We start from the raw sequence: 16993 nt of genomic DNA, 5'->3' as shown, positions 1-16993 counted from the left end.
TGGCTACTTTTTCCACGGCGATATCTGAACAGTTGTATGAGGATTTCATACAGACTCCGTTTGCGCGGTTACCTCCACAAAGGAATGCATCAAAATCCCCCTCATTGTCATGTAAACTCCAGCAATTGATAGAAAAACCATTAGAGACAGCGGCCAGAAATGTAGACTTCCGATTCCAAGGAGAGTGGCTTCAAGAAATCTCAAACCCATATAAAAACCGCAAGTGGCAAGGGCAAATCCTGGCACTGAGTATAAGTAAAGCGGTTTATTGTTCTCTATATCCATCAGTACAGTTTTCAGAACTCCAAGAATGTATTTAATCGGATCTTTAACCTGGTCTCCGAAGTTACGATGTGCACCGATTTCGACTTCTTTTATGCGGAGGTTGGATTTTCCTGCATCTGCAAGCATCCAGTTATCTACAGTCATGCTCTGGGAATCAAGATGAGCAGCGTTTATTGCAGAAACTGAAAAAGCCCGAAAAATGGTCTGAGAATCTTTGGTCTTGTACAGATTTTTGTTAGTAAACTTACCCAAGATGTTCTGCCCTACACGGTGGTAAATTTGAGTGGGTTTATCCGGGCTGTTCAGGTACAGGCTACCGTTAACTATGTCTGCATGACCTTTAATAATCGGGTCAACAAGCTTGGGGATGTCCGCAGGATTATGATGCCCGTTAGAGCTCATTGTCACAATTACATCAGCGCCAAGGTTAATTGCGGCTTTAAAACCAGTATCAAGAGCTATATCTCGACCTCTGTTTGTCTGATGTACGATTACTTCAGCCCCTGCATTTTTTGCTATTTCAGCTGTCCGATCCGAGCTTGCATCATCAACTACAATAACATCATCACTATAGAGCTTCGTGAGAAGAACAATACTTCCGATAGAATCTTCTTCATTATAAGCAGGAAGGATTACGGTGATATTTTTAGAGCCGCTTCCTGCATTACATTTTATTTTTTTGTCTACTGTTGTCTGAATGCAATTGACCTTAGATAATTGATTATTCATTTAATAACCCCCTAATTTATGTTATACATTCCATCTAGTAAATATATGAACATCTAAGGCGAACATATATGTAAATATCTTAAAATTAAATCAAGTAAGACTAAATATTATCTTAATAGCTTTTAAATAACAATTCGGCAACAATTTTTTAGATTTAAATTTAGATGAAGAGTATATAAATTTATTGACAGTAGCACTATCTAAAAATATTAATTCAAGAATAACAATATCGGAAGAGTCTGTATCAATAAAGACATAAAATTATACGATTGAGATAATGTTTTTTTGAAAATGGTACTAAATTGTTAACTTTCTCAAAATATAATATCAAATCAGTAAAAAAAGTTTCAAAAAATAGCAGCATAGAAACTCAATGCATTCATGATCTCAGTCCCGCAGACTTATGGATTTTTGTGAGAATTCATTCAGCAGCATCTGAGATCTAAAGCCTGTACCATTGCTTTTTACTACTCGCCGCAATTTGTCAAGACCAAAAAACTTTGAAGAATCCAAACTTCCTCTCTAATAAATAATCCGGAAATATTGAAAGAAAAAGATCTAGGAAAAATAGAAAAAAGATTATAGGCAGAATAGAAAGCTTATAACAAAAAATTGCATAGAAAATATATGGGAAAAATAAAGATCGGTATAAAATTAGTGGAAATATTATAACATCTATGTCCTAGGAAAAAAGCGCGAAAGAATTAAATACATTAGAAAAATATTTACTTTTCTTAAAAATTATTTCAATTGAAGAAACTAGAAACTTATTATTTTAAACTGAAATCAGATGACCCGCATGAGGAAAAGAATTCCTTCAGACCTCTTGATTATCATGGGGCTTATGCTCCTTACAGATATTTTTATGCTTACTCCTAGATAAGTGAGACCATGCCCCGCAATTCGGTAGGACTACCTTTTATGCTTTTCCTGCCAGGATACGCTTTGACTGTACCCCTCTTTCTTACAAAATACGGCTTTGATATGATAGAATGGATGGCTCTCTCTTTCGGCTTAAGTATTGCGGTTGTGCCTCTAATAGGTCTTTGTCTTAACTATATTCCTTGGGGCATCACACCCTTCCAATACTTGTAAGCCTGTCCATCTTCATAATATGAGGGCTTGAATATCTGAGATGAGCATTTTTAATCTTTCTGTCTATGGTGACCTCACTTTTGTAGTCATGAGTCCAAAAGAAGGAGAATATTTTATGGAGTTTTAGCTTCTTGGGTTTGAAGGAAAGGCTGACAATTATTCTACAAAATATATTCTTGGGGAGAGCAGAACCATAATAGTAGGGAATTATAAATCATGAGTATAGGTCATTATACAATGGGTAAAGCTTGAAAATATGTCACTGTCCCTCTCAGAAAATGTGAAGCATATTGCCCTTGCCCATAATGAGACCTGGGAAAAACCAGTTATTTTTACACCTGCGTTTGTGGGAGAAAATATGAAGCTTGAGTTCTTGCTCTTTAATGGGATTGAGAAAACTGTGCCTTATAGGGATCTTTCTCTGGATAGATGTAAATACAACATAAAAATGATGTCTTAAGGGTGTATAGAGTGACAGATGCGACTGCAATAGGTGGCCTCCCAAATCATCGATAATCTCTTACGTAAATTTTAAGTTGTATTCCCTTGTTGTTTAAAAGCTTCTGTCTATGTTATTCGATAGATAGTCTAGGTGAACTATTTCTCTTAAAAGCTTCTAAATTTAATTTTTTTTATATTTAGCCTTCAACTCATTCTGGAGTCATACTTTCCGTAGTTAGCTAATGTGCAAATTATTCTGCACTTTAAAAATATTTATGAGGATTTACTTTTCTTATATTCTAGGACTCATAGAAATTGATTAAGCGGCGAAGAAGATTATCAAAAAGAATTTATAGGAACTTAGAGTAAAAGTTTATACAGTATTTGAAATACGGTATTTGAGGATTTACCTGAAAATCCTAAAGCCCGTACTCACGGTGCATACAAGATAAACTTAAACTCGCCCCATTGAAAAGGAGTTACTTCATGCAGAAGCCAGCTAATTCTTATAAATATTCGTTTAAAACCTCTGAAATAACTAGAGCTGAGAGGATAAATCAGGAAGATTTTGAATTAAGAAAGCGCAGACTTCTTTCTGCAATACCTATCCTGTGTATATCTCTAGCCGAGATTTTGATATTTCTAGGAGATGTGGGAATCGCTGTTATAGTGCACATTGGGGGTTTGATTGCACTTTCTCTTTCTAATATATATGTAAATGATCCTGAAATTCAGAAAATCCACCAGGCTCTGATGCTTCTTCCTATCCTGAGACTGATAAATCTCTCAATGCCCATTTTTTTTGATACAACCCTTTATACCTTCGTTTTTATCTACGGCGTCTTGGCAATACCAGTCGCAGTTATAATAATCTCTCAGAAGCACTCACTTGAGCAGATAGGAATTTCGATGAAGAATATAGGGGTGTATATGGTTCTTTCGGTTCCACTGAGTTTTATTCTCGGTTTTGGAGAATATCTAACCATAAAGGCAGAGTACATAATCCCCGATCTCTCTTTCGAAAATCTACTTAGACTTACAATTATTATGGTTTTCTTTGTTGGTTTAATTGAGGAGCTTATCTTCAGGTCAATCCTCCAGACAAGGCTCGCACAGGCACTAAGTATTGGTGAGTCATTATTAATTACAAGTCTCCTGTTTGGACTTATGCACTCAGGGTATGGAACCTGTTATGAGATCCTCTATACATCTTTTGTAGGTTTTTTATTGGGCATTATATTCTACAAAACGAAAAGCTTGCCCTTTATTACCGTCCTGCACGGCTTTATTAATGTCTTCCTTTTCGGTATTATTCCACATTATATGAGTAGTTGGACAGGCTTATGATGTTTTATAAAATCCTATTCTATATCTGATTTTCCAAATTTATTTTTAAGTTTTATTTTCAATTTCCTTTAACCTTCACTGACACTTCACAATTAACTGTTTTGATTTTTTATACTTTTTCAAAAATTAACTTTTTACTTAAGGGATGATAAGGAACGCACCTTAAGCAGTGTATCAATAGCTAAAAATATAAACGATGTAAAAGATCCGGATTCCAAGAAAAAATTAACAGTAGTTTACAGTAGAAGTAGAATTTAAGTTTTGTATAAATACACATGATTGATCTAAAAAAATATAAAATGGGTATGAGAGCTATTAAACTACAAAAAACAAATAATGAATTTTGGGTGCTGAAATTAGATACATTCTAATATTTTGTAACAAACAGTCCCTCCAAAAGCTAAAAGTAACGGTAGAATTGCCATATTAAACGAGTTGTTGAGGGAGTTACTCCATATTTTAGATGCTGATAGGACTTCTTTTATAGAAAGAAGAGCTATAAGCCCGAAAATTACCAAGGCTCCATATTGTGGAAGCCCAGGAGATGTACTCATTGAAACTGCGCTCGAAGAGATAACACTCAATAACATATTGATGCCCCCATAATATATAGTAGACTTTTTTTCTTTTGTTGAATGGTACATGTAACAAGAACTACATGGTATAAAAAACTTTTGTCAATTTTGTTAATTGATAATATACCAATTAAACAATAAGGAGAATAAAATTTAAATTTGACTAACGTACCAAAAATGAGTTTATTTCTGTTTATTAAAAGGAATTGAGAGCTATTTGGTTGGGGAATACTATTAAAATATTCAGCAACACATAAATAAAAAAAGAGAACAATACAAACTTTTGGGACCTTCTACAAAATTGAAATCAGTTTATTGCATCATAAGTAGAGCCTGATCAGGGAGTTTAGGGCATCAGCTACCAATGTCAGCTAAATTGAATTTTAAAATTTAACCATAAAATACTTTATTTTTCTGCATATGAGATTTAGTACAGTAGATAAAAATTTATACTTTTGTGTAGAATAAGTTTTGCATAATTTCTTGAAAGTATAATCTTTTAATAGGTATACATTGTTAATTATTTAATATTGTATTGTCAATATGTATTGGAAAAAATTGTATAAAGATCAAATTTTAAAAGGAGAAATTCCTGTGCACAGATTTACTAATTTCACTAATAAAATGAAAACATTGGTTTATATAGTCGTCGTCCTTTCAATTCTTGTTTTAGTTGTAACTTCTCCTGCAGCAGCTTCCGTTAATAACTGGGAGTTTTCCCCTCAAGAACCTGTTCGTGGAGATACTATTAACATAAAAGGGAGTGCATCTCCGGGAGAGGAAGTCGGTGTATACGTGACCTTTGATAAAACCGTTCCTGTCTCAGGGGGGAAGTTTGAATACATTCTTGAAGATGTAAAAATTCCAGGGAGCTTAGACAACTTTTTTACAGTTGAAGCAAGGGGAGCCAAAAACCTCAATGTGAGGGTAAAGATGGTTGTCTGGATAACAAAAAGTTCAGAAGCCTCAGGAGAAACAGTAACTGTATCTCAATCAAATGTCCCTCCAGGAACCTATGATATAAAAATTGACGGAGAAGCTAAGAAAGGAATTTCAAATGTGAACCTGAAGATTAAAGCTTTTCAGAAGATAAAAGCTGATTCGAATGGGGAACTAGGTTATTCATATAACACAAAAGCAATTCCACCTGGGGACTTTGAGATAAAAGTAGGAGAAATCACGAAAACAGTAACTATTAAGTCGGGCGAAAATTCAGGCTCAAATACAGATTCCTCCTCCAACGAAGATTCTTCCTCCAACGAAGATTCTTCCTCCAACGAAGATTCATCTTCCAACGAAGATTCTTCCTCCAACGAAGATTCATCTTCCAACGAAGATTCTTCCTCCAACGAAGATTCATCTTCCAACGAAGATTCTTCCTCCAACGAAGATTCATCTTCCAACGAAGATTCTTCCTCCAACGAAGATTCATCTTCCAACGAAGATTCATCCTCCAACGAAAATTCATCCTCCAACGAAAATTCATCCTCCAAAAAATCTGCTTCTAGAGGCTCTTCTTCCCCAAAAACCGAATCTTCTATGAAACCAACAAGCTCCGAAAATGCAGATAGAAGCGAAGTTTCTGAAGTTTTAAATTTAGATAAGAATCTCACAGAAGTGAGCAATCAAACAAAGCTTTCCGGAGAGAACATTCAAAAGCCCAAATCTTCCAGACAATCTGTAGATAAATTATATCTGTTAGCAGGAATGGGGGTAGGAATTCTGATTCTGTTTGTATATTCAAGAAGGAAATGAAAAAAAACGGCAATTCAAGGTGATTATTATGGAAAAAAATCAAGAATAGAATGGAGGTATGCCCTTGAGAAAGAGTCTATTGATAGTTGCACTAGGAATACTCATATTAACCTCTACAACAGCAACTGCTGGTAATAATGAAAAGAGTGTTGTCCCTATTGAAAGTATAAACTTTATAGATAGTAATAATGAAAAGAGTGTTGTCCCTATTGGAAGTATAAACTTTACAGACAGAGTTGTTTATGTCTTGGATCATACCAGCAACCCGACACAAGGAAACTGGATTATAATGGGAAACCCGTTTGCAGAGTCAAGAATCCAGCTTCCCCATCCGATAAAAATCACATACGAGGGACCGAAACATATTGAGTTTGGGGGAGCTTCTGGAACCTTGTATAAAGACAGAGATGGAAAATTCACTGTAAACTACCCGTCAGCTTATGTCTATAGAACCATTCCCATTTACCAGCCGGGAGAAGATGCAGTGATGTTTTTCTTTGGGGAAGCCGGTTTAAAAGGAAATGTGGAGATATTCCTTATAAAAGTAACCCCGGACACAGTATTCGAGATCCTTGATGCCTTTAGAGAAAAAGATATAAGGAACCTAAATAAGCTCTTTAACAGCAGTGTAGACGGGAATTATAAAAAATATTCCGCTGTGCTCGGAAAGAATGGAGATTTGCTAAATTATAATTTAGGGCCGCTTGATGCTGGACAGTATGTTATAGTCATGACTCAGGAAAATGAAGACGACAGCTTGACAGTCATCTCCACAACAGCCTTTATGGTCTCAAAATACAAGTTACTCGTTTCAACTCCAGGGAGCATAGTAAATGTAGCAGACCTAGACATAAGCATTCCCGTAGTAATAACAAATGAGGAAAATTTGGATCTAAGAATGAATCTTGTGAATGCTCCCGATAAAAGTAATTGTACTTATGGAGCAGTACTGATCAATGAGCATGCATATAAGGCAAAAATTGAGGTCAATACTAATGGAACAAGAAGCGGCACATCAGTAATAGTAAATGGTGTGGACGTCATTGAAGAGTTTGGCATAAACTCCTCAAATTATAAGTCAAAGCTAACTAAAAACGAGCTTCAGAAAGAAATCCAAACCCTGATAGGGGAAGGAAATGGTTCCATAGCAATAGGAGAAAAAGGCGAGAAAGCATTATCACTTACCACTCTTGATTTACCTCCAGGTGACTATTTGCTCTTTGTGGGAGCATATTGTCCGGGAGAAGGGCTTGTAGGGCTTACTCAGCTCAACGTTTTGATTATACCAGAAAGCGATCATCACATACCTGGAGGAGATCATGGATCTGGAGGGGATCATGGACCTGGAGGTGATGGCGGGTCTGGAGACGATGATTGTTCAGATGATGACGGGTCAGGAGGCGACGATTCTGGAGATGACGACTCTGGAGATGATGACTCTGGAGATGATGACTCTGGAGACGATGGTCCTGGAGATGACGACTCTGGAAATGATGACTCTGGAGGTGATGACTCTGGAAATGACGACTCCGGAAGTAGTGGTAGCTCTGGACGCGGTGGTAGCTCTGGACGCGGTAGCTCTCCAGAATCTTCCAAGAACATCAAAGCAAAAGAGCTCTGTCAGCAGTTTATTTCAAAAGGTAAGACTATAAGGTTTGAGTTCACAAAGGGAGACACCTGTATTAACTACATAGAGTTCAAGGCAAAGAAAACTGCTGGGAAAACTACAGCAATTGTCGAGGAGTTAAAAGGAAAGTCCAGTCTAACTCCAAATGAACCTGAGGGAGAAATATATAAATACGTGAATATTTGGATCGGAAACAGTGGCTTTGCAAACTCTAAAAACATTGAAAATGCCACCATAGGTTTTAAAGTAAGTAAGGACTGGATTGATGAAAACTACATTAACGCAGACTCATTAGTCCTTCAACACTTCAACAACAAAAATTGGGATTTCCTCCCGACCGAAAAGATAGATGAAGATGAAAAATATGTTTACTATGAAGCTAAAACTCCCAGTTTCTCCCCGTTTGCAATCACAGCCGAGAAGAATATGGTAGTGATTGATGAGAAAGATGAAGACCAAGTATATTCCGGAGGAACACCACAGAATGAAGTAAAGGCAACCAATGAGACTGGTACAGCTCCTCAAGAAAATAAAAACAAAACGATTTTGAAAATTGCAACCTTTTTTGTAGGGTTAGTTATAGTCCTTGTTATAGGCGCGATTATAATGAGGAAAAAGGAACCTGAACAATGAAAAGGAGATTATAAAAGGTGAAAACAGGAGACAATTATGTCTTCTGTTCTAACTCTATTTTTTAAAGAAAACTCTCTTAAAACTGTTTAAACCAGACTTTTTAATCCGTCCTGCAGTTCAATCTCTCCTCTCCACCAATCGGAGATTTTTGAGACATCTGCTCTTGAATCTTTAACATCGCCTGCTCGTGAGGCGGCATGTACGATATTGCTAGAGGAGCCAGTTAACTTAATAATATTTTCCGCAAGCTCCAGAATGGTCACGCTTTTTCCCATAGCTACATTAAAAACCTGACCATCGCCATGCTCAAGAGCCGCAACGTTTGCCCTGACTACATCTTTAACATGCACAAAATCCCGGCTCTGAAGTCCGTCTCCGTAAATAATAAGGTCTTTTCCTGCTTTTGCCCTATCAAGGAAAATTGGGATAACAGCCGCATATGGAGATTGTGGGTCTTGGCGGGGACCATAAACATTGAAATAACGCAGGCAAGTAGTGCGCAGCCCATGATTCTCGTAAAACATCCTTGCCAGATACTCTCCATCAAGTTTAGATATAGCGTAAGGAGATGACGGTTCAGGATACATATCCTCGTGTTTTGGAAGGACTGGATTATTTCCATAAACGGCAGCAGAAGAAGCTGTCACAAATTTATTGACATCAGCTTTAACGCAGGCCTGCAGTATGTTAAGGGTTCCAAGAGTGTTAATCCGGAAAGCCTCAGCAGGTCTTTCACAGCTTAAAGGTACGGATACAAGGGCAGCTTCATGAAAGACGTAGTCCATGCCCGAAACCGCCTTTTCGACTAAGGGAAAGTCGCAGATGTCTCCCTGAATGAACTCGATATTTTTATTCTGCGGGATATTTTTGATGAAACCTGTGGCAAGGTTATCCAGAATCCTGACAGTGTGTCCTGCTTCCGCAAAATGTTCAGCTATATGGGAGCCTATAAAACCTGCTCCTCCTGTGACCAGTACTTTCATGCTTTCAGAGAAGGAAAAAATACAAAATAAAATTTTCTATGTCAGTCCAGAGATGTATAAGTAAAATTAAAAAAATCTCTAATGTATACAAACATAATAAGGGCTGGAGAAATTCATCAAGGAAAAGGAAAAAATTTTCATACAAAGAGACCTTATCAATAAGGGGAGTCGAAAAATTGGGAAACTAAGGGTACTTTTTGGAGAAATTTAAGTCTGACAAAGAGCTGTATAGAATTCGAAATTCAGGCTTAAATGTAAAGAATAACACCACTAAAGATTGAATTCAAGATGTAAAGGCGCCTTCATCCTTACTTTCCTTTAAAGGACCACCTGAAAGGTTAAACCTTACTTGAAGAAATTTCAAGGAAGATAGGTTGATGAAGGCTCACATAAGTATAAATCCAAAGAAGTTAAATATAAAAAGATTCTACCAGTGGTAAAAATGGCCGGAAATAGAAAACTTCCCATAGACCTTTTAATCATTGCAGGTTTTGTATTTATTACTAACGTTTTCGTACTCGTGCCTGTGCTTAGCGATAGTTTCCTGCGAACGTACATGGGGATCTTTCTGGTGCTTTTTTTGCCTGGTTATGCCCTCGCTGGAGCCATCTTTCCAGCCAAAAATGATCTTGAAGGGATTGAAAGAGTTGCAATCTCTTTCGGATTGAATATTGCAGTCGTCCCTATAATGGGACTTATCCTGAATTATTCCGTCTGGGGAATCAGGGAGACTCCTTTACTGATAGGACTTTCAATTTTTATTCTCCTGATGTGTGCAGTTGCATATTACAGAAGGAGATTGCTGCCTGAAACTGAAGCTTTTGGGATTTCATTCAAAACATGTTTCCTTAATATGAAAGCCAATGTACTTGAAAAACCCGAATCAAAAGCTGACAAGATTATTGCGCTTATTTTTATCCTTTCTATTCTGGCATCTATGGGAAGCCTCGCCTACATAATAGGACACCCTAAAGAAGGAGAACCATTTACGGAGTTTTATGTTCTTGGAATTAACGGGACAACCGCGGATTATCCCACAGAATTTGTACAGGGGGAGAAAGGAACAGTTATCATAGGAATAAGAAACCATGAATATAGACCTGTAGATTATACAATGGAAGTAAGGCTTGAAAATCGGTCTCTGCCTATCCCAGAAAATCAAAAATCTGTAAGTCTTGAGCATAATATGTCCTGGGAAGAGCCGATTACTTTTACACCGCTTTTTGAAGGAAAGAACATGAAGTTAGAGTTTCTGCTCTTTAACGAAACTGAAAAAGCAGTACCCTACAGGAGCCTGCATCTCTGGATCAATGTTACTGAGGGGGCCTGAAGATGGCGACTCCTGAATTTCCGCCTTCGGAGTTGAAAGCAAAAAAAATCTCTCTGCCGAAACTTGGGAAGATACTTAAAATTCAAACTGAAGATAAAATAGGATTTCTGAAAAGGATATTCTATACAGGAGTTCCTATAACTGCAATTATTCTCATCGAATTGTTAATTTTCAGTGGAAGATTGAAAGAAGCTTCAATAGCTTATACTTTATTGCTGCTGGCGCTTTCATTTTCAATAGCCGTTACTGAAAATTATCAGGTAAGGAAAATTTACCAGGCTCTTTTGATTCTAACAATTTTCCGATTGATAAACTTTTCTATGCCAATTTTTTTTGAGATAAATCTTTACTCGTTTATATTTATCTATGCTCCTCTGGCAATTCCAATAACTATTGCTACTACTCATCAAGAAATTGTACATGAAAATAAAAGAGATACATTGAAAAAGTTATGGATTTATATTCCTCTGTCTGTACTTACAGGCTTTGCCTTTGCGCAAGCAGAATATATACTTATCGGGGCAAGAGGGCTTATTCCAGATCTCTCATCTGCAAACTTGCTTGCACTAATAGTCATAATGGTCTTCGTTGTGGCATTGATAGAAGAACTAATGTTCAGGGCAATTCTCCAGACGAGCCTGGAGGAATTCTTAGGACCAGCTGGGGGAATCATCCTTGCAAGCCTCCTTTTCGGAATAATGCATTCCACTTACGGCACCCCCTTTGAGATGGTATATACCTTTTTTGTAGGAGGTTTTTTAGGATACCTGTTTTATAGAACCCGAAGTCTTCCCTTAGTGGTAATGATTCATGGCTCAATAAATGTATTTTTATTTGGAATACTTCCTCTTACTGGTTCGGGATCCGGATTGATGTAAGACAGGTAAAAGGATTGAGAGAGTAATATGAAAGTTAGTGCATTCTCCACTTTAATAGAAGTAAGGTAAATACATAGTCCTGATCATTTACTATATCTATTTACTATCAGAGATTGTCTTTTTCCTGCTGCAAGATGAATCATCTGACAGATCATTCCTCAAACGCGAATATGAAATGACGCTGATAGCCAGCAAGATGCTTTGAAGCTACTTTAGTTATAAATCTCAAGTTTTTTAGATTTAAAATTAATAAAATAATAAAATTAACTTCTTCTACTTTCTAATCGGGTTCTCTATGTCAATCCGCAAGAAATGAATAAGAAATCTGCGCTCTTTCAGGAAGGAACACAAATTATAAATTACATCTTTAAAAGAAGATTGTCATTCTTTATAAATAGAATTTATTCGATTAGGAGAAGAAATCTATGGTCAGATGTACAGATCGTTTCTGGGAGATTGATTGTGTGAGAGGGTTTGCTGTCCTCTTGATGCTCCTGTACCACTTTCTCTATGACCTGGATTTTTTCGAGCTTGCAGATATTCAGCTTAGATCCGGTCTCATCCTGTATGCAGGCAGATTCTCAGCTTTACTTTTTATCCTCATCTCTGGAACTGCCCTATGCATAAGTCATTCAAGAGCTCTTAATAAAGATTTAGACAAAAATGGCACAGAAAACTTCTCAAAATATTTGAGAAGAGGGCTTAAACTTTATTTGATGGGGCTTTTGCTTACAGGTATAACCTGGGTCTTTTTACCTGAAGAATACATCGTCTTTGGGATCCTGCACTTTTTCGGGGTCTCGGCCGTACTTGTATATCCCTTCCTGAGATATGGGAAAGAAAATATCTTCTTCAGCCTGTTCTTCGTCCTTTCAGGGCTTTATCTAAGGAACATAACCTTTGGATTTTCCAGTCTGCTCTGGCTCGGTTTCACTCCCGAAAACTTCAGTACCCTTGATTACTTCCCCATTTTTCCCTGGTTTGGAGTACTGCTCGCAGGAGTTTTCCTTGGAAATCTTCTGTATGCAGATGGGAAAAGACAATTTGAAATCCCTTATACTGGAAAAAATCCTCTCTTCAGGCTGTTTTCCAGAATGGGACAGCATTCTCTTGTCATATATTTCATCCATCAGCCAGTCTTTCTTGGATTACTGTTCCTGAGTGGGTTACTCGATCCGAATATTATATGAGAGCTACTTAAAAAAGTCAAATCTGAGAAGTGTTATTTCTCTATTTACCCGTGTGCCTTTAAAATTACTATAAGATCCATTACCAGAAGATCCAAACCTGCTGGTTTTATATCATATGACATCGGTAATTTGCATATTCTGCTTGAATGTATTGATATGCTGATAAATTTTAGCCTGCTCTGTACAAATGATTAGAACATAAGGTCAGAAGTAAATAAGGCTTATTTTTAATCTGATAAAGAAGCAGGAATTACAAAACCAAAAACAGAAGACGGAGAAAAGAATGTATCTTGAGATCGCAATGTTTGCCTATTTTGTAGTTCTTTTCCTGACCCTTCGGGATATCCGAATATTTAAGAGAACAGGTTATCGTTCTTACAGGAAAGGAGCCATGAAGGGACTTGCAGCTTCTTCCGTGATTTTAATAGGAGCAACTGTTGTCAATGTAAACCCGAACATCGGGCTGCTTTTTGTATTAATAGGATTGTTTATTAATCGTAAAGGAATAAGAGAGCGCGTTTTCACTCATGCAGGAACCTTTGACCGTTTTCTTGGGAAAACGGATTATATAAAGAGGAAATAAGATATATGCCTAAAGACATGAATATATTTAAATGCAGGATATATTAAATTCATATAACGAGATTATGCTTGAAATATAATTATCAATGCTCCAAAATGCTGCAAAAAAAGAGACATTCGAAAGAAAATTGTCAGCGCCTGTTGCACGCTCAATTAATAGAGGAAAAGAATGATAAGCCTCACAGCTTTAGACTGGAGTATCGACCCCAAAACTTATAAATCTCAAGTGATCTATTAGTCGACAAAATCATTATCAATCAAATTTTTACATCCAGTTTTCACTGAACCGATCAATTCGAGAGAAGGAAATAGACAACGAAACTATTTTCTGCTTCCGGCTTCACGTTAACCATAATTCACAGGAAAAATGTGAGACAAACTAGAAGTAGAATTGAGTAACTGGACTAAAAAAACAGCAAAAACATCCAAGAGGAGATACGATGGGAAATATAAGACAGACTAATATAAAAAGAACAGCATTAGAATTACTTGAAAACCATGGAGATGTCTTTACAAAAGATTTTGAGACCAACAAGGCTCTTGTGACAAAGTACACGACTATTGAAAGCAAGGTCATAAGAAACAGGGTTGCAGGTTACGTCACAAGAAAAGTTGCACGCATGAAAGTATACTAAATAGGGAATTTACTTCCGGTACACTGGTGGGGATATCTAACATGTTTGAAGGAGCAATGCCTGCCCTGATAACTCCTTTTACAAAGGATGACAGGATTGACAGGGAAGGCCTACAAAGGAATATTGCATTTGTTGAAGAGGGAGGAGTTGCAGGGATTGTACCCTGTGGAACTACCGGAGAGTCTGCAACTCTTTCCGCATCTGAGCATCAAGAAGTAATAGATATTGCAGTGGAATACTCAAAAGTTCCTGTAATTGCGGGAACGGGCTCAAATAACACAGGAGAAGCTCTCCAGTTTACAAAGCACGCTGCAGATGCGGGTGTAGAAGGTGTGCTTCTGATTTCTCCCTATTATAACAAGCCAAATCCTGCAGGCCTGCTTGCACACTTCAAGAAAATTGCAGAGTCAGTTGATATTCCTATGATTCTTTATAATGTCCCTTCCCGTACAGGGCAGGACATGCCAGTAGAAGTTATTGCCGAACTTGCAAAAGTCGAAAACATCGTGGGAATCAAGGAAGCCAGCGGAAGTATTGGTAAAGTTTCCCAGATTCTGGAAAGTACTGTAGATGAAGATTTTGTGGTTCTTTCAGGCGAGGATAATTTGACTCTTCCAATTCTTTCTGTTGGAGGTCGAGGAGTTATTTCTGTTGCTGCAAATATCGTACCCGATAGGGTATCCAGAATGGTAAATGCAGCTCTTTCCGGAGACTACGAAACCGCAAGAAATATCCATTTTGAGATTTCCCCTTTGATTCGTGCCCTTTTCCTGGAAACGAACCCGATTCCGGTCAAAAAAGCTGCAGAACTTGCAGGCCTTGCAAGCGGGCACCTGAGGCTTCCACTCGCGCCCCTCAGCGGGACAAATACTGAAAAGGTTGCAAATGAACTCAGAAAACTGGGGGTTATTGAATGATTAACGCAGCAGTACTTGGAGCTTGCGGCAGGATGGGCTCTTTAATTGTAGAAAATATTACCAGCTATCCGGATATGCAGCTTGTTGCTGCTTTTGATATCAATAATTTCGGAAGAGATGTAGGAGAATTTGCTCACGTCGGCAACCTGGGAGTTCCGATCTCAGATGTTAAAGATCTTGAAACTGTTCTGAAAGAGAGCAGGGCTGATGTCCTTATCGACTTCACAGCCGCCGGCGCAACCGCAGTTAATGCTCCAATCGCCGCCAGAACCGGAGTAAACCTTGTAATAGGTACTACAGGACTAGCTCAGGAGCAACGAGCAATAATTGATGATGCTATCCAGAAAGCCCAGGTAAGTGCAGTTATTTCTCCGAACTACTCAGTAGGAGTTAATGTCTTTTTCAAGATAATCCGAGAAGCTGCAAAGTACCTTGCAGACTATGACATTGAGATCATAGAAGCTCATCATAACCAGAAAAAAGATGCTCCAAGCGGAACCGCTCTTCGTGCAGCTGATGTTATCAGCGAGGCTCTGGGTGGAAAGGAATATATTTACGGCAGAGAAGGTATTGCCCCACGCGGAAAAGAGATCGGAATTCATGGAGTCCGCGCTGGAGATATCACAGGTGACCACACCGTCCTTTTCGCAGGTAATTCCGAAAGAATTGAGATCAGGCACATGGCTCATTCTCGACAGATCTTTGCCAAAGGTGCAGTGCGCGCAGCCGAATGGGTCTGTAAACAAAAACCTGGAATTTATTCCATGGATGATGTGCTCGGTTTATAAAAAAATACTTAACAAGCATTTTGATGGAAGTTTTAGATCACAGGCGTGGGGCTGAGTTTCCTTATCAGACCCGCCTGCATTCTCAATCTAAGACAAATCATTTACTTTCTTTCAACCCTGTGCGCAACAACGACATTTCCCTGTATTCCCAGCTTTTTCCCCCTGTACCAATTTCCACGAATATGGAGCCTATCCCCCGCTGAGACGAGGCAGAAACCGTGATAGAGTACAACTATGATTTTTCCTTCGTATTCAATTGAGAAGATACTTTCATATTTGCTTCCGATGCCTCAAAGACGATAATAAAAAGTATACCAAGAAAAAAGGACGGACGTTCATAGATTCTGGAATCGACACAGGCCTTGACTTCATCTCCAAACTCTTCAGTACTTTTTTTACTTTTTCTTCTTCATTTTTGGTTTTGAATCCTCAGAAAGATGTATAAAATCAATAACATCACGATTAGTTTCAAAATCACCTTCTTTTCGCATAAAATACCCTCAGTAGCCATGCAGTTTAAGTTTATATTTCTTAAATTGATTTAATGGCTAAACTCATAAAAACATTTAAAAAATATAATCTATTGGACAATTTTTAATGCTTCTATATATTTTTTATGGACAGATTATTAAATTATTCCTGGGAAATTTTTATAATTTTTTTAGAAAGAAACGCCTTTTAAACAAACAGTTCTAAAAAACCTTCGGAGCAGAAACCTATATATAGTCAACATTTAGATGTTTACTTATGTTCCTTCCGGCAGGCGAAAAACAGTTTGAATTCTGGGTTCTGCGCCGAAGTGGGCTTCCGAATATCAATATTGCAAAGCATTTCGGAGTCTCCAGGCAGGCAGTCTCGCGAGCCCTTCTTAGTATGGACAAACGCATTGAAAAAGTCCTGTTTGAAATGGCCAGAGCAAACAGGATCGAAGTCGAAAAATTGGACCCAAAGAAAGGGATACTCTTCGGAAAATCGATACCCTTCAAAGCCAACGCAGTAATTTTTGTCTCGTCAAAACATGGAATGCAGGTCTGGTATGAACATGAAGGAGAATGCGGGTCTTGTGAGAGGTACAGAGAATGTATCGAACTTCTCTGGGACTTTGCAGATGAAATGCAGCTCAAACTCCATAGCACGAATGATCCCACAAAAGTAGCTGATGAGCTCTTTGAGAAATTAAAGAAATCGATTGAATAAACCTGA

At 37.8% G+C, this 16993-nt stretch carries 15 protein-coding genes; 13 read left to right on the top strand and 2 right to left on the bottom strand.

What is annotated here, in order from left to right:
• Positions 1-45 precede the first annotated feature (45 nt).
• The gene (locus AOB57_RS07505) at positions 46-1014 is read right to left on the bottom strand and encodes a glycosyltransferase family 2 protein (RefSeq protein WP_054299678.1); all 969 of its coding nucleotides are present in this window, start codon (positions 1012-1014) and stop codon (positions 46-48) included.
• A gap of 891 nt (positions 1015-1905) precedes the next feature.
• On the opposite strand from AOB57_RS07505, the gene AOB57_RS14495 reads away from it, so the two are divergent.
• From AOB57_RS14495 to AOB57_RS07485, 5 genes are all read left to right on the top strand, one after another.
• On the top strand, positions 1906-2109 hold the full coding sequence (locus tag AOB57_RS14495; RefSeq protein ID WP_226999422.1) for a DUF1616 domain-containing protein: 204 nt from the start codon (positions 1906-1908) through the stop codon (positions 2107-2109).
• Positions 2110-2365: 256 nt separating this feature from the next.
• Complete coding sequence (locus AOB57_RS14490; protein WP_226999421.1) at positions 2366-2569, top strand: DUF1616 domain-containing protein; 204 nt, start codon at positions 2366-2368, stop codon at positions 2567-2569.
• A gap of 632 nt (positions 2570-3201) precedes the next feature.
• Complete coding sequence (locus AOB57_RS07495; RefSeq protein WP_226999420.1) at positions 3202-3897, top strand: CPBP family intramembrane glutamic endopeptidase; 696 nt, start codon at positions 3202-3204, stop codon at positions 3895-3897.
• A 1118-nt stretch (positions 3898-5015) separates the two neighbouring features.
• Positions 5016-6227 carry a hypothetical protein gene (locus AOB57_RS07490; RefSeq protein ID WP_167829573.1) on the top strand — a complete coding sequence of 404 codons (1212 nt, stop codon included), beginning with the start codon at positions 5016-5018 and terminating at the stop codon, positions 6225-6227.
• Positions 6228-6291: 64 nt separating this feature from the next.
• Positions 6292-8487 (top strand): TIGR04279 domain-containing protein, encoded by a 2196-nt coding sequence (locus AOB57_RS07485; protein WP_167829572.1) that lies wholly within the window; start codon positions 6292-6294, stop codon positions 8485-8487.
• A gap of 86 nt (positions 8488-8573) precedes the next feature.
• Here the strand turns inward: AOB57_RS07485 and AOB57_RS07480 are convergent, their stop codons facing one another.
• Positions 8574-9470 (bottom strand): NAD-dependent epimerase/dehydratase family protein, encoded by an 897-nt coding sequence (locus tag AOB57_RS07480; protein WP_054299681.1) that lies wholly within the window; start codon positions 9468-9470, stop codon positions 8574-8576.
• 442 nt (positions 9471-9912) lie between these two features.
• Between AOB57_RS07480 and AOB57_RS07475 the strand changes: the two genes are divergently transcribed.
• The 8 genes from AOB57_RS07475 to AOB57_RS07440 all read left to right on the top strand — a co-directional run bounded on the left by AOB57_RS07475 (position 9913) and on the right by AOB57_RS07440 (position 16987).
• Positions 9913-10800 (top strand): DUF1616 domain-containing protein, encoded by an 888-nt coding sequence (locus tag AOB57_RS07475; RefSeq protein WP_054299682.1) that lies wholly within the window; start codon positions 9913-9915, stop codon positions 10798-10800.
• Positions 10801-10832: 32 nt separating this feature from the next.
• A complete protein-coding gene (locus AOB57_RS07470) occupies positions 10833-11678 on the top strand; it encodes a CPBP family intramembrane glutamic endopeptidase (protein WP_226999419.1) in 846 nt (281 codons plus the stop codon).
• Positions 11679-12103: 425 nt separating this feature from the next.
• Positions 12104-12868 carry a heparan-alpha-glucosaminide N-acetyltransferase gene (locus AOB57_RS07465; RefSeq protein ID WP_054299684.1) on the top strand — a complete coding sequence of 255 codons (765 nt, stop codon included), beginning with the start codon at positions 12104-12106 and terminating at the stop codon, positions 12866-12868.
• 283 nt (positions 12869-13151) lie between these two features.
• The gene (locus AOB57_RS07460) at positions 13152-13451 is read left to right on the top strand and encodes a hypothetical protein (protein WP_054299685.1); all 300 of its coding nucleotides are present in this window, start codon (positions 13152-13154) and stop codon (positions 13449-13451) included.
• Between the two features lie 439 nt (positions 13452-13890).
• The gene (locus AOB57_RS07455; protein ID WP_054299686.1) at positions 13891-14085 is read left to right on the top strand and encodes a 30S ribosomal protein S17e; all 195 of its coding nucleotides are present in this window, start codon (positions 13891-13893) and stop codon (positions 14083-14085) included.
• A 41-nt stretch (positions 14086-14126) separates the two neighbouring features.
• Complete coding sequence (dapA, locus tag AOB57_RS07450) at positions 14127-15002, top strand: 4-hydroxy-tetrahydrodipicolinate synthase (protein WP_054299687.1); 876 nt, start codon at positions 14127-14129, stop codon at positions 15000-15002.
• Complete coding sequence (gene dapB / locus AOB57_RS07445) at positions 14999-15790, top strand: 4-hydroxy-tetrahydrodipicolinate reductase (protein WP_054299688.1); 792 nt, start codon at positions 14999-15001, stop codon at positions 15788-15790. Before dapA ends, dapB begins: the two co-directional genes overlap by 4 nt.
• A 747-nt stretch (positions 15791-16537) precedes the next feature.
• Positions 16538-16987, top strand: coding sequence for a hypothetical protein (locus AOB57_RS07440; RefSeq protein WP_054299689.1), 450 nt, complete (start codon positions 16538-16540; stop codon positions 16985-16987).
• The last annotated feature ends 6 nt before the right edge of the window (positions 16988-16993 follow it).

The organism is Methanosarcina flavescens (assembly GCF_001304615.2).
Lineage (GTDB): Archaea > Halobacteriota > Methanosarcinia > Methanosarcinales > Methanosarcinaceae > Methanosarcina > Methanosarcina flavescens.
The sequence above is the reverse complement of the archived record's forward strand: the minus strand, read 5'-3'. Positions and strand labels throughout refer to the sequence as shown.